The 12862-nt window shown below is 72.2% G+C and carries 11 protein-coding genes; 3 read left to right on the top strand and 8 right to left on the bottom strand.

Going from position 1 to position 12862, the window contains the following annotated elements; all coding sequences use genetic code 11:
- Positions 1-107: 107 nt before the first annotated feature.
- Complete coding sequence (locus ACFWE2_RS04090) at positions 108-1166, bottom strand: pirin family protein (protein WP_377222936.1); 1059 nt, start codon at positions 1164-1166, stop codon at positions 108-110.
- A gap of 534 nt (positions 1167-1700) precedes the next feature.
- A complete protein-coding gene (locus tag ACFWE2_RS04095; RefSeq protein WP_377222937.1) occupies positions 1701-2525 on the bottom strand; it encodes a hypothetical protein in 825 nt (274 codons plus the stop codon).
- Positions 2526-3013: 488 nt separating this feature from the next.
- On the opposite strand from ACFWE2_RS04095, the gene ACFWE2_RS04100 reads away from it, so the two are divergent.
- Positions 3014-3625, top strand: a complete 612-nt coding sequence (locus tag ACFWE2_RS04100; RefSeq protein WP_377222938.1) for a TetR/AcrR family transcriptional regulator — start codon at positions 3014-3016, stop codon at positions 3623-3625.
- A 58-nt stretch (positions 3626-3683) separates the two neighbouring features.
- On the opposite strand, the gene ACFWE2_RS04105 is transcribed toward ACFWE2_RS04100, so the two are convergent.
- The 3 genes from ACFWE2_RS04105 to ptsP form a co-directional block, all read right to left on the bottom strand.
- On the bottom strand, positions 3684-4820 hold the full coding sequence (locus tag ACFWE2_RS04105; RefSeq protein ID WP_377222939.1) for a magnesium and cobalt transport protein CorA: 1137 nt from the start codon (positions 4818-4820) through the stop codon (positions 3684-3686).
- A 311-nt stretch (positions 4821-5131) separates the two neighbouring features.
- Positions 5132-6010, bottom strand: coding sequence for a sugar phosphate isomerase/epimerase family protein (locus ACFWE2_RS04110; RefSeq protein ID WP_377222940.1), 879 nt, complete (start codon positions 6008-6010; stop codon positions 5132-5134).
- 69 nt (positions 6011-6079) lie between these two features.
- Positions 6080-7729: a phosphoenolpyruvate--protein phosphotransferase gene (gene ptsP / locus ACFWE2_RS04115; protein WP_377222941.1), complete on the bottom strand. Its 1650-nt coding sequence runs from the start codon at positions 7727-7729 to the stop codon at positions 6080-6082.
- A 210-nt stretch (positions 7730-7939) separates the two neighbouring features.
- Here ptsP and ACFWE2_RS04120 point away from each other — a divergent pair, with 210 nt between their 5' ends.
- Positions 7940-8446, top strand: a complete 507-nt coding sequence (locus ACFWE2_RS04120) for a PTS glucose transporter subunit IIA (protein WP_377222942.1) — start codon at positions 7940-7942, stop codon at positions 8444-8446.
- A 79-nt stretch (positions 8447-8525) separates the two neighbouring features.
- On the opposite strand, the gene ACFWE2_RS04125 is transcribed toward ACFWE2_RS04120, so the two are convergent.
- The 3 genes from ACFWE2_RS04125 to ACFWE2_RS04135 form a co-directional block, all read right to left on the bottom strand.
- Positions 8526-9179, bottom strand: a complete 654-nt coding sequence (locus ACFWE2_RS04125) for an HAD family hydrolase (protein WP_377222943.1) — start codon at positions 9177-9179, stop codon at positions 8526-8528.
- 69 nt (positions 9180-9248) lie between these two features.
- Positions 9249-11252, bottom strand: a complete 2004-nt coding sequence (locus tag ACFWE2_RS04130; RefSeq protein ID WP_377222944.1) for an NHL domain-containing thioredoxin family protein — start codon at positions 11250-11252, stop codon at positions 9249-9251.
- A 10-nt stretch (positions 11253-11262) separates the two neighbouring features.
- Positions 11263-11478 carry a hypothetical protein gene (locus tag ACFWE2_RS04135; protein ID WP_377222945.1) on the bottom strand — a complete coding sequence of 72 codons (216 nt, stop codon included), beginning with the start codon at positions 11476-11478 and terminating at the stop codon, positions 11263-11265.
- A 261-nt stretch (positions 11479-11739) separates the two neighbouring features.
- Between ACFWE2_RS04135 and ACFWE2_RS04140 the strand changes: the two genes are divergently transcribed.
- Positions 11740-12813, top strand: coding sequence for a hypothetical protein (locus tag ACFWE2_RS04140; protein ID WP_377222946.1), 1074 nt, complete (start codon positions 11740-11742; stop codon positions 12811-12813).
- Positions 12814-12862: the final 49 nt, after the last annotated feature.

The raw sequence follows: 12862 nt of genomic DNA on the forward strand, positions 1-12862 counted from the left end.
GGTAGAGCCTGAGCCGAAGGTGCAGCGCAGGGTGCGGGCCGAGGAACGAGGCACGCGCCCGGAGCGGAACCGCAGGCTCAGTCGACACCGACATCGACTGACGGACCTCAGCCCTCGCCCGGCCGCGCTCGCGGCTTGAGGCGCAGGTCCGGCAGGGCCGGGGCGCGCAGCGGCCCTGCCGGGTAGCCGTGCACCTGGCCGAAGCGACGACCGGCGGCGCCTTCGGCGTACCCGGTCGCCCCGGCGCCCCCTGAGGCGCCCGAGGGGTCCAGCTCCGCGACCAGCGCCATCCAGTCGTCGCGGGCCCGCGCGATGTCCTCGTGCGTGCGGCCCATGAAGTTCCACCACATGATGACGTCCTCGGCGAAGGGCAGACCGCCGATCAGCACCGCTCGCGCCGGCGCACCCGCGGCCGCGCGCACCACGAGGGTGGACCGCCCAGGCACCGCGTAGCCGAGGCCTGCCGGTGGCACCGCGCAGCCCTCGAAGGTCACGTCGCCGCCGTCCACCAGCAGGGCGTGCTCGTGGTCCGCGTCGACGTCGAGCCGCACCTCCGCGCCCGGCTCCAGGTCGATCTGCGCTCCCACGAGCGGCGTGTACGTCGTCGCGGGTGAGGCGAGCTGCTCGCCGGCCACCGCCAGCCTCCCCATGAACACCTGCACGACGGCGCCGTCGTGCCGCACGACCGGAAGGTCACCGTGGTGCTCGAAGTGCGGGTCGATGCCGAGGGCCGACCCGGGCAGCGCCGTCCACAGCTGCACACCGTGCAGGACGGGCGGGCGCCCGGCGGGCGACTCCTCCGAGTGCGAGATGCCCACCCCCGCCGTCATGAGGTTGAGCTCGCCCGGCCGGACCGTCTGCAGCGAGCCGACGGAGTCGCGGTGCAGGATCTCGCCCTCGAAGAGCCAGCTCACCGTCTGGAGCCCGGTGTGCGGGTGCGGCGGGACCTGCATGCCCTCGCCGACCGAGACGTCGTCGGGGCCGTAGTGGTCGCTGAAGCACCACGCCCCCACGAGGGACCGGGCGCGCTGCGGGATGGTGCGCCGCACTCTCATCGCCCGCGGGCCGCCGAGCGGGACGTCGCGTGGGCTGAGGAGCTCGATGCCGTCACCCTGCTCGCCTGCCGCGCAGACCTGTTCGGCCGGCCGGGTCTCGAGGTTGCTCATGCGCCGAGCCTAGATCCAGGTGCGAGCCTCCAGTGCCTCGTCCGGCGTCTCCGGACCGGGACACGGCCAGGGCCCCCGGGGCAGGCCGGGGGCCCTGGCGCAACCGCGCACCCGTGGTCCACCCTCAGCGAGGACCAGAGCGCCGTGTCGACGTCACGGCCCCGAAGCATCCGTCAGGCCTGGAGCACCAGGCCTGTTCTCCACGGACGTCCGGACGCGGGCGGTCTTCCGGCCCCGTTCAGGACCTGTGGCGTCATCCACAGCCCGCGCCGCGGCACGGGACGTCCTGTCGTTCTCCGGTCAACCATGTGTCCGATGCCCGGGCCGGTCGGTACTGCTGCAGCGCACCGCATCTGCACCCGAATCGTCGAACCATTGCCACGTTTCTATCCGCGTGTCGCACGAGCGGCAACCGCTCCAGCGTTGTAATTTTCACCCCACTTTTGCCCACAGTTCTGTCCACAGGAACAGGCGCGGATTTCCCGTACCACCCACAGGGCTGTGGACAAGATCTGTGGATAACTAATGCGGCGATCAAACCCAGGCGCGGGACCCAGGGGCGCCGCCCGCCGTCGGGTCGCTCCGTGCCTCCAGATCCTCCGACGCGGTGATGAAGCCGCCGTCGTCCACGAGGATCCCCCCGATCCGGCTCTGGAGCGCCACCGCGAGGCGGGCGAGGGAGGCACGCATGCGGGCCCGGGCGATGACGTGCAGCCCGGACGCCTGCTCGAGCTCCAGCTCGTAGGGATCGGCAGGGACCCAGCTCAGCCGATAGGCGAACGGCCCGTAGCTGCGCCAGTCCAGCGCACCGAGGGCGCGCGGCACCCGGTCGACGCGCTCCACGTCCACGACGAGCGCGCCGTCGTACGCGGTGCTGCCGGCGAGCGTGTAGCGCGGGGACCCGTCCGGCGTGACCTGCTCGGCGGAGACGTCCGCGGTGGCGATGAGCGAGCGCAGCATCGGCAGCACGTCGCCCGGCAGGAGGACATGGGCCGCGTAGAGAGCCAGGTTGACCGACGCCGCCGGGTCCGGGACCAGCGGCTGCCTGCCGTCCGCGAGCACTCCGCCACCGGACTTGCGGGCCGCGGCGACCATCCACTGCACGATGCGCAGCTCCTCGCCCTGCGGCAGGGCGTGCGGGAAGGTGCGGGCGATGCCGTCCCGGTCGCCGTACGACGTCGGAGCCGCGCCGCGGACGTCCCGCAGGCCGTCCGCTCGGGCCACCGAGTACGCCTCGGCCTTCGTGGCGGAGATGCCGAGCTCGGCGAGGTGCGCCTCGCCGACCTCGAACGGGCCGGTCGCCACATGCCCTTCGCCCAGCCGCATGACACCAGGCACCAGCGCGTCAGGCTGCGCCATGCCTCGGAACCTGGCACCGGCCATCCGCCGAGAGCCCGCGGTTCGGGTCGGTTCTCGGAGCCACTCGATGTCGGAGAACCACGCGGCAGCGAGCTCGCTGACGGTGACAGGGCCGTTCGTACTGGGCAGGATCAGAATGTGACCCGAGGCGTGTTCCGCTGGAATCACACCCGCCAGAAATGTCATGCGCGCACTTTACTGCGGGTCACTTTCCGCGATGATGCAGGCATGTTACAAAGAGGAAACACGCTCGTGACAGCAGGCGCGGTTTATTGGGGCAGCGTCCGAAATGCATGTCTTCGGATATTCATTGGCGACTGAGTCTCAGCACAAGAAGATGGAAGTTTCTCCATCGGCCTCCGCAAGGACGGCATACGGGTGCTTAGTGCCGCCGTCTCCACGCAGATCCGCTCTGCGGCCGGTCCCAGCAGGCCCGCACGGCGATCCTGCGTTCCAGTTACCTGACGAAGCGTGCATATGATGTCAGCATGCCCAAGATCATCGGGAAGAGCCTGCACGAGCACCGGCAGATGACCAGGCACAAGCTCTTCACCGCTCTGTCCACCCTCATGGCGGAGCGCGGGTTCGACACCATCACCCTGGCCGACATCGCCGCGGCGGCGCACGTCGGCCGGACCGCTGTCTACAACCACTTCCACGACAAGGAAGCGCTGCTCCTCGGGTTCATCACGCACGAGACCGAGCAGTACGCCCACACGCTGGAGCGTGCGCTCGACGGCGTGGACGACCCCGTGGAGCAGCTGCGCACCTACATCCGCCAGCAGGCCCAGCTCACCCGGGTCTTCCACCTCGCCCCCGGTCCCGACCTGCGGACGGTCCTGTCCCGCGCCACGCAGCAGCGCCTGCGCGAGCACGCCGACATCGTCGAGGCGATCCTCCGCCGGATCCTCACGGCCGGGATCGACGCCGGCACGTTCCCGCCCCAGGACATCGAGCCGACGGTGCATCTCGTCAACGCCTGCCTGTCCGGCCGCCTCATCCCCGACGAGCCCCTCGCCCGCGAACGCACCATCCGCGCGGCGGAGTCGTTCGTGCTGCGTGCGGTCGGGGCCCGTGTCCCCCAGCCTGTCCCGGCCTGAGGTCCCCCAGCCTGTCCCGGCCTGAGCCGGAGCGGAACCGCAGGCTCACGCCGAACGCCTAGATCCAGCGCTTCCAGCGGAAGACGCCGAACAGCCCGACGCTCACGGCCAGCATCGCCACGAGAGCGATCGGGTAGCCGTACGCCCAGTCGAGCTCCGGCATGACCTCGAAGTTCATGCCGTAGACCGTGCCGACGAGCGTCGGGGCGAACAGGATGGCCGCCCAGCCCGAGATCTTCTTGACCTCCTCGCCCTGCCGGATGCTGACCTCGGAGAGGTGCTTCATCTCCTCGTTCTGCCGCTGCGCGACCAGCGTGGCGGCGACCGTCAGGATGTCGCGCAGCGCGGCCCGGAAGACCTCGATGCGGTCGGCGGCCTCGGTGAGGTGGTCCGCGACGTCACGCAGGTAGGCCTGCAGCTCCGGGTCCACGCCGTACTTCTCGGCACCCTTGGCGAGCGAGGCGCACAGCGCCTGCTCCGGCCGTACCGCCCGCTGGAAGTCGATGACCTCGCGCGACAGCTCGTAGATGCGCCGCGACACGTCCGGGGCGCCGCCCCAGACGTCGGACTCGATCTCGTCGATGTCGTGGTCCAGCCCGGCGACGACGGGCGCGTACCCGTCCACGACGCTGTCGAGGATCGCGTACAGGACGGCCTCGGGCCCCCGCGCGAGCATCTCGCGGTCGGACTCCAGGCGGCTCCGCACGGCCGCAAGGTCCGGCGAGGCGCCGTGGCGCACGGTCACGACGAAGTCGGGGCCGACGAAGACGTGCAGCTCGCCGAACTCGACCTCCTCCGCGGCGTCCAGGTAGCGGGCGGCGCGCAGCACCACGAACAGGGTGTCGCCGTAACGCTCGATCTTGGGGCGCTGGTGCGCCTGGATCGCGTCCTCGATGGCGAGGGGGTGCAGGTCGAACTCGCGCGCGAGCGACGTCAGCTCGGCCTCGTCCGGCCGCTCCAGCCCGATCCAGGCCATGCCGCCCGGGCGTGAGCGCAGCGCGCTGAACGTCTCGGCGAGGTTGTCGTAGCGGGCGGTGCGGACGCCGTCGTCGTAGATCGCGGCGGCGACCACCGACGAGCGGGGGGCCGGCGCGACGGGACGCGGGGCGACGTCGGGCACCACGTCGACGGTGCGGCGCGGGCGCCGGACGCCGAGCAGCGGACGAGAAGGGCGGGAGGGCAGGAACGTAGCCATGGGGAACTCCTGGGGGTCGAGCGCAGGAAAAGGACTGCGAACGGACACCGCAGCGGAGACGGCCGAACAACCGGTGGACCTCACGCCCGAGAAGGGCGGAGCGCACCGGCGCGCGAAAACCCGCAGCAAGGCGGGAGGGGAACCGTCAGCTCAGCTGCGGTTCGGACTACTCGGAGGCTCGCTGCGTGTCATGCGCGCCACCTCCTTGGTCCCAGCGGCGGATCGCCGCGCCGTACGTTCTCGACGGGGGCCAGTCTAGCCACGTCGAGGCGCAGAATCGAACCCTTTCGAGAGCAGGATCACAGAAATCGTCACCAGGCGTCGTGCGGACGGTGGTGCACGCCGGGCGGAGTCTGGAACTCGTGCGGCGTCGGGGACAGGTAGGCGCGCGCGAACTTCAGCGACGCGGCCAGGTCGTCGTGCCGTTCGGCAGCCGTGCGCGCCGCGCGCGTGGAGATCTCCACGCAGACGTCGCCGCTCCAGCGCCGCGCGACCAGCTCCTGGAGCACCTTCTCGGCCTGCATGCTGCCGCGGCCGGGCACCAGGTGCTCGTCCCGGGCACCGAAGTTGCCGTCCGCCAGGTGCACGTGCCGCAGACGGTCGCCGAACGTGTGGAGCAGCGTCAGCGCATCCTGCTGCGCCACGCTCGCGTGCGACAGGTCGAGGGTCACGGCGTCGTAGTCGTGCTCGGCGGGGTCCCAGCCGGGCAGGTACGCCTGGAACTCGCGCTTACCGCCGCGCCACGGGTACATGTTCTCGACGGCGATGGTGACCCCCGACGTCTCGCTCAGCGTGCGCACCTGCTCCTGGAACTGCCGGGCGTACTTGTACTGCCAGCGGAACGGCGGGTGCACCACGACGGTCCCCGCGCCGAGCTCGAGAGCCATCTCCGCGGTCCGTTCGAGCTTCGCCACCGGGGAACGGCCCCAGACCCGCTGGCTCACCAGCAGCGTCGGCGCGTGCACCGAGCGCACGGGCATGCCCGTGTCTGCGGCCAGCTTCGCGAGGGTCCGGGGGTTCTGGGTCACCTCCTCGGACCAGACCATGACCTCGACTCCGTCATAGCCGAGCTCGGCCGCCGACTCGAAGGCCAGCGGCACACGGCGAGGGAAGACCGAGGCCGTCGAGAGTGTGACCTGCACGTCAGGTGCAGCGGGCTCGTGCGGTTCGGTCCGAATCGGTTCGGGCATGCGGGCCACCTTAAAGCGCCTACGTGACTGTGATGTGACTGGTGGGTGAGATGGGGTTCGAGCAAGGGTTCAAGTGAGCAGACGTTCCTGCACGACGTCGCGTGCCGCCTGCGCCGTCGAGCACTCGAGCACCGTCCGTGCCAGCTCGACGCACTCGTCCCGGGACACGCCTGCCAGGGTGCCTGCGACGTCGGCCAGCGCGCGGGGGGTCATGGACAGTGACGTTACGCCCAACCCCACCAGGACAGGAGCGAGCAGCGGATCTGCCGCCGCCTCGCCGCACACGCCCACGGGAGCACCATGCATCGCGCCGCCCTCACACGCCACTCGGACGAGCTGCAGGACGGCGGGCTGCCAGGGCGTGGACAGCGCGGCGACGCCGGCCAGGTCGCGGTCCGCCGCCATCGTGTACTGCGTGAGGTCGTTGGTGCCGAGGCTCGCGAACGACACCTCGGCCAGGACGTGGCGCGCCTGGAGCGCAGCGGCCGGCGTCTCGATCATCACGCCCGACTGCTCCAGCCCGTGTGCCGCGCAGGCGGCCGCGAAGTCGCGCGCCTCGTCGACCGTCGCGACCATCGGCGCCATGACCCAGACCTCTGCGGTCTCGGCGGCAGCCGCCTGCGCGATCGCGTCCAGCTGACGGTCCAGCACGTCCGGGTGCGCGACGGCGGTGCGCAGCCCGCGGACACCGAGCGCCGGGTTGTCCTCGTGGTCCGGCGTGAGGAACCGGAGCGGCTTGTCGGCACCCGCGTCGAGCGTACGGACGACGACGCGGCGGCCCGGGAAGTGGGACAGGACCGCCCGGTAGGCGGTCACCTGCTCCTCGACGCTGGGCTCCTCGCCCCGCCCGAGGAAGCAGAACTCGGTGCGGAACAGGCCGACGCCGCGCGCACCGGCGGCAGCGGCCGCCTGGGCTGCCGCGGGGTCCGCGACGTTCGCGACGAGCTCCACCTCTGACCCGTCACGTGTGACGCCCCTGCCGTCGAAGGTGGCCGCGGTGATGCGGCGTCGGGCACCTTCCACCTCGTCGGGCGACGGGGCACGCAGGACGACGCCGACCGTGCCGTCGACGACTATCTCCTCGCCGTCGGTCAGGTCGCCCGCCCCGGGCAGCGCCACGACCGCAGGGATGCCGAGGGCACGGGCCAGGATCGCCATGTGCGAGGTGGGGCCACCGCGCGCCGTGACGACCGCCGTGACCACTGCCGGATCCAGCATCGCGGTGTCCGCCGGGGCGAGGTCGCTCGCGACCAGCACGAACGGATGCCCCGGGTCAGGCACGCCGGGCGGGGCCGCTCCCGTGAGCGCTGCGACGATGCGGTCCCGGACGTCCCGCACGTCGCGGGCGCGCTCCGACATCGGCGGGCCGAGGGCCTCGAGCTGGTTGGCCACCGAACCGGCGGCGTCCCACACCGCGCGCTCCGGGGTGAGCCGGTCCTCCCGGACCCGCCGGGCGGCGCCCGCCGCGAGGGTCGGGTCGGCGGCCATGGCGGCGGTCACGGCGAGCACATCGGCGGCGGTGCCCGACGCGCGGCTCGCCCGCTCCGCGAGGTCGGCCTCCACCCGGGCGGCGGCCTCTTCGACGGCACGAACGGCTTCGTCGGCGGAACCCGACAGGCGGGTCGTTCTCGGCTCGGGTACGCGGGCCGGCATCCGGACCACCGGACCTGTTGCGCGCCCCGGGCTCGCCGGGACCCCCGTGAGCCTCTCGCTCGTCATCCGTACGCTCCCCAAAGGCTCGTCGTCGCGTGCGCTCGGAACGTTACACGCGAGGGCCCCGCCGGGCGAGACTCGGTTTTGCCGGACGGGAACGCGACCGGCGAGGCTGGGGACGGACGCGTCGGGCGGACGTACCGGGCCCGGACGGCGGGAGCCGGGCCAGGCAAAGGGCTGCTCTCATGGAGGTCCGCGGTCTGGCAAGATGAAACCATGGCCGAGGCCCTGATCGTCGGATCCCCTGTCGCCGGACGGGTGGTCGCGATGCGCGACGTGCCCGATCCCGTCTTCGCGGAGAGCATCGTCGGCCCAGGGCTCGCCATCGATCCGGACCCCGAGCTCGGGGGCCGTGTGGTCGCTCCGTGCGCCGGGGTGGTGGTCAAGCTGCACCCGCACGCGTTCGTGCTGCTCGTGCCGCCTGCTGGGTCATCGGAGCAGGCCGAGCCCGCAGGGCCTGCCGGTGGCCGGGGTGTGCTGGTACACCTCGGCATAGACACGATCCAGCTGGGGGGTGCGGGCTTCGACCTGCTCGTCGCGGAGGGTGACACGGTCGCGGCAGGGCAGCAGCTCATCGCCTGGTCCCCCCGCGAGGTGTCCGACGGCGGCCGCTCGCCCCTTGTGCCGGTCGTCGCCCTGGACCTCGGGCCGAAGGACCTGGAGGAGCTGGTCCGGCCGGGCGCCCGGGTGCAGGCCGGTGACCCCCTGTTCCGCCTCCCGTGACAGTCCCCACCGGAGGTGTCAGACGCTCAGGTCACCTGAGTGACCTGTGGGTCTGAAAGGTTCGTGAGGTTCTGACAGGTCAGGCAGTTCGCGTGGCCAGCAGCCCGGGCAGCTCGGTCAGCGAGTCGATGACCGTCGCGCGCCCCGCCTCCGGCCGGAGCGCGTGGAGGTAGCCCCACGGGCCGCGGCGCAGCAGGATCGGCCGCATCCCGGCGTCGGCGGCGGGCAGGACGTCGTTGTCGAGCCGGTCACCGACATAGGCGATCTCCTCGGGCGCGACCCCTGACAGCTCCGCGACCCGGGCGAAGAACCCGGGCTCCGGCTTCTGGACACCCCATTCGTCGGAGGTCCGGATCGCGCTCGCCGGCAGGTCCATCGCCTCCAGCGCGGCGCGTGCCTCGGGCGGCTGGTTCCCCGCGATGACGACGTCGAAGCCCGCCTCACGCAGTGCGCGCAGGGCCGGCCGGACGTCGGGGTAGAGGTCGTCGGCGTCGAACCCGTTGCGCAGGCCGTCCGGGTCCTCCCGGGCCCAGCGGGCGATCTCGGTCTCCAGGTCAAGACCCGGCCGCAGCATCTCGAACGCTTCTCCGTGCGGCAGGTCGAGCGCGGCACAGCCGCCGAGCACGCCGAGGAACGTGAGCGGCGGTACCCCGAGCCGCGCGGCCCAGCCGAGCCAGATCCGGGACTCGTCGATCAGCGTCTCTCCGACGTCGAACACCACGGTGCGCACCATGGGCCCGACCCTAGGACGTGTCGGACCCTCGGGTCACTCGGGTGACGTTCGGGTCTGACCCGTGACGGGTCAGCCGCGGAGCGGGAGCGTGAGGCCGGCGTCGCCGTCCGGCACCACACGGACCGGGACGCCCCAGTCCTGCTGCACCAGGTGGCAGGCAGGGAACACGTCCGGGTCGGGCTCGCCGTTCGGCAGGAGGGGCACCTCGTCGCACGACGCCGCCTTGGCCGTCACGTGCAGCACGCCCTCGGCCACCTCTGGGTTGATCACCAGGTCGCGGAACAGGTCGGTGCCGTTGCCGGCGCCGGACAGCAGCAGCTCGGGCGGGGTGGCGCTGACCTGGAGCGACGTCGACGGGCCCCACCGGTCGTCGAGCTTCTGTCCCGGCGCGGGTGCGAAGGGCACGTCGAGCCGGAGCGGTCCGGCACCGACGTCGGTCGCGGGCCGGGCCATCCGGTGCGCACCGCCGTCCAGCACCTCGCCCGCCAGACCCGCCGGGAGCGCGATCCGCGTGAGCCGGTGGGCCGCCGACTCGACGACGACCAGGTGCACCGCGCCGTCCACCACCTCCACGAGCACGTCCGACGGTTCCGCCAGGTCCTTGGCCAGGGTGGTCACCTCGGCGGTGGCGGGGTCGTAGCGGCGCAGCGCGCCGTTGTACGTGTCGGCGACGACGATGGAGCCGTCGGGCAGCGTGGCCACGCCGAGCGGGTGCTGCAGCAGCGCCTGGTCGGCGGCGCCGTCGCGGTGCCCGAAGTCGAAGAGGCCCTGACCGACGGCGGTGCGGATCTCCGCGCCACCGTCGTCCGCCGGGAGGATCCGGCGCAGCGCCGACGTCTCCGAGTCCGCGAGCCAGACGGACCCGTCAGCGGCCCGCGCCAGGCCGGACGGCTGCGCGAACCAGGCGCCGGCACCCGGCCCGTCCTCGAGCCCCTCGTTCATGGTCCCGGCGAGCAGGCGCACGCTCCCGTGCCCCTCGCGCGCGACGGGGTCGAACGCCCAGAGCGTGTGGTTGCCGGCCATGGCCACGACAAAGGCCCCGAGCTCGGCCGACCACTCGACGTCCCATGGCGACGAGAGGTTCACGGTGCGCGCGGGGTGGTCCTCCCCGGCGTGGAACGGCATGGCCGCACCGTCCAGGTCCGGGACGAGCCGGGTCCCTGGCACTGCCGGGTTCTCGTCGATCCGGCCGGAACGCAGCACGTTCTCCTGGCCGCCCACCATGAACTGCCGGCCCGTGCCCGCGACGGTGAAGACGGCGCCGTCCGCGAGGCGCACGCCGCGCAGCGTGTGGTTGACGGTGTCGGCGACCACGACGTCGTAGCCGAGGCTCGCCGTGAGGTCGTCCGGCACCAGGCACAGGCCGTTCGGCTCCGAGAACCGCGCCTCGTCCGGTCCGCCGTCCACCAGACCGCGCTCGCCGGAGCCGATGCGCCGCAGAAGCGTCTCGGCGTCCGGCGCGAGCTCGGCCAGCGAGTGGTGCCCGGCGTCCGCGACCAGGAGATTGCCGTTCGGCAGGGCGAGAGCCTTCGCGGGGAACCGCAGCGTGCCCGACGCCGGAGCGGGCGGCACGTAGGGCCCCGCCCCACGGCGCAGCGTGCCCTTGGCGGAGTGCTCGGCGATCAGCTCGGCCACCAGGGCGGCTATCGCTGAGCCGTGCCCCTCGCCCGCCATCTGCGCGACGATGTAGCCCTCAGGGTCGATGACCACGAGCGTCGGCCAGGCCCGCGCGGTGTACGCGCCCCAGGTGACCAGCTCCGGGTCGTCCAGGACCGGGTGTCGCACCTCGTACCGCTCGACGGCGGCCGCGAGCGCCTCGGGGTCCGCCTCGTGCTCGAACTTGGGCGAGTGCACGCCCACGATGACGAGCTCGTCGCGGTGCTGCTCCTCGACCTCACGCAGCTCGTCGAGGACGTGCAGGCAGTTGATGCAGCAGAAGGTCCAGAAGTCCAGGATCAGGACACGGCCTCGAAAGTCGGCCAACGACAGCTCTTTGCCGCCGGTGTTCAGCCAGCCGCGCCCGACGAGCTCGGACGCGCGGACCCGGGGAAGGTTCTGGGCTCCTGTACGCACGGGCCCATTGTCACTCCCGGGGCGCGCTGTCCTGTCCGGTGTCCGGCCTGCGGGCGCGCCACTGCTCGACGAGGGCCTTGTCGGCGCGCCGGCGGGTGAGATCGCTCTTGCTGGAGTGCACTGCGGCCCGGTGCTCGAGCAGGGCTGCGCGGTCCCGCTCGAGGGCCCACATGAGGGCCTGGCGCACGTCGGCGCGGGTTACCCGCGCGCTCCGCGTCTCGTCCATCGTCCCGATCATTTCTCGCCGTTCCGTGTTCACCGGCGTCCAGTGCGGGCACCGCCAACGATTCAGGAGGTTTTCCGAGGATGTTTTGTGACATCCCAAGTCTTCCTGGCTTTCACCCGGCCATGGTTGGGTGGTAGCAGAGGAACGTACCGCGCAAACCTGGCGGGGCGATATCCGCCTATCGGATGACTTTCTGGGGCAGACCGGCGTGTCGCCCCCGTCGGAACCGTGTGTGTTGGTGGGTGAGGAGAGGATCAGGGCATGGACCGCGACCAGGCCAGGAAGATGAAGGAGCAGCTCGCAGCCTTCGCCCGAGAGCTCGCCGAGAAGCACGGAGTTGTGGCGACACCGCGGTCCCTGGGCGCGCAGTCGGAGTCGGAGGCTGCCGACGTCGTACGCGCTCCCACGCTCGCGCTGGGACTCGTGCCCCAGGCGGGTGGCGGTTTCGGCATCGCCGTCCGCTACCGCCTGGGGATTCCCCGGGCCCGCTCGATAGTGCGCAAGGTCTCGGCGGAGATCGGCCCCGAGGCCGACGTCCGGCGGACCGGGCGCATCCGGCCGGTGAGCGAGCTGGGCCCGCGCCCGCCCGCGCCGACGTCGCAGGCCGACGGTGACACGGACCGGCGCCGTCCGCTGCGGCCAGGCATCTCCATCGGCCACGTGGGGGTGACGGCGGGAACGCTCGGCGCGTTCGTGACGCGCGCGGCCCCCGGCGGCGGCGACCGTGCAGGGGACGGTCAGCTGTACGCGCTGTCGAACTACCACGTGCTGGCCGGATCCCCCGAGGCCAGGCCCGGCGACGTCGTCCTGCAGCCCGGGCCGGCGGACGGCGGCCTGGCGCCGGGCGACCGGATCGGCGAGCTGACCCAGGTGGTGGACCTGGATGCGCTGGAGCCCGCCTACACGGACGCCGCCATCGCGCGCCTGGACCGCGTCCCGGTCGACTTCGACTACCCGGTCGGACGCGTGGTCAAGACCGCGCGTGCCCTCGGCGGCGAGATCGTCGGCAAGGTGGGCCGCACGACGTCGGTCACCCGCGGGCGGGTCACCGCCATCGAGCTGGACGACGTCATAGTGGGCTACGAGGATCTCGGCGCGCTCAGCTTCGACGACCAGATCGAGATCGAGAGCCTCGACGACCAGCCGTTCTCGCGTGGCGGCGACTCGGGTGCTCTCGTGTACCGCGAGGACGGCGTGGCGCTCGGTCTCCTGTTCGCCGGGTCGGAGTCCGGCGGGCCCAGCGGCAAGGGACTCACCTATGCCAACCCGATCGACCAGGTGCTCGAGATCCTGGGGGTCGAGCTGGCCGGGGAGCTGTCTGGTCCGTTCGCCTGAGGCCCCGTTCGAGGGCGTTCGGTATGCGCACCAGCGTTTCCCGTGCCGG

The organism is Promicromonospora sp. NPDC060271, from assembly GCF_042726755.1.
Classification (GTDB): Bacteria; Actinomycetota; Actinomycetes; order Actinomycetales; family Cellulomonadaceae; genus Promicromonospora.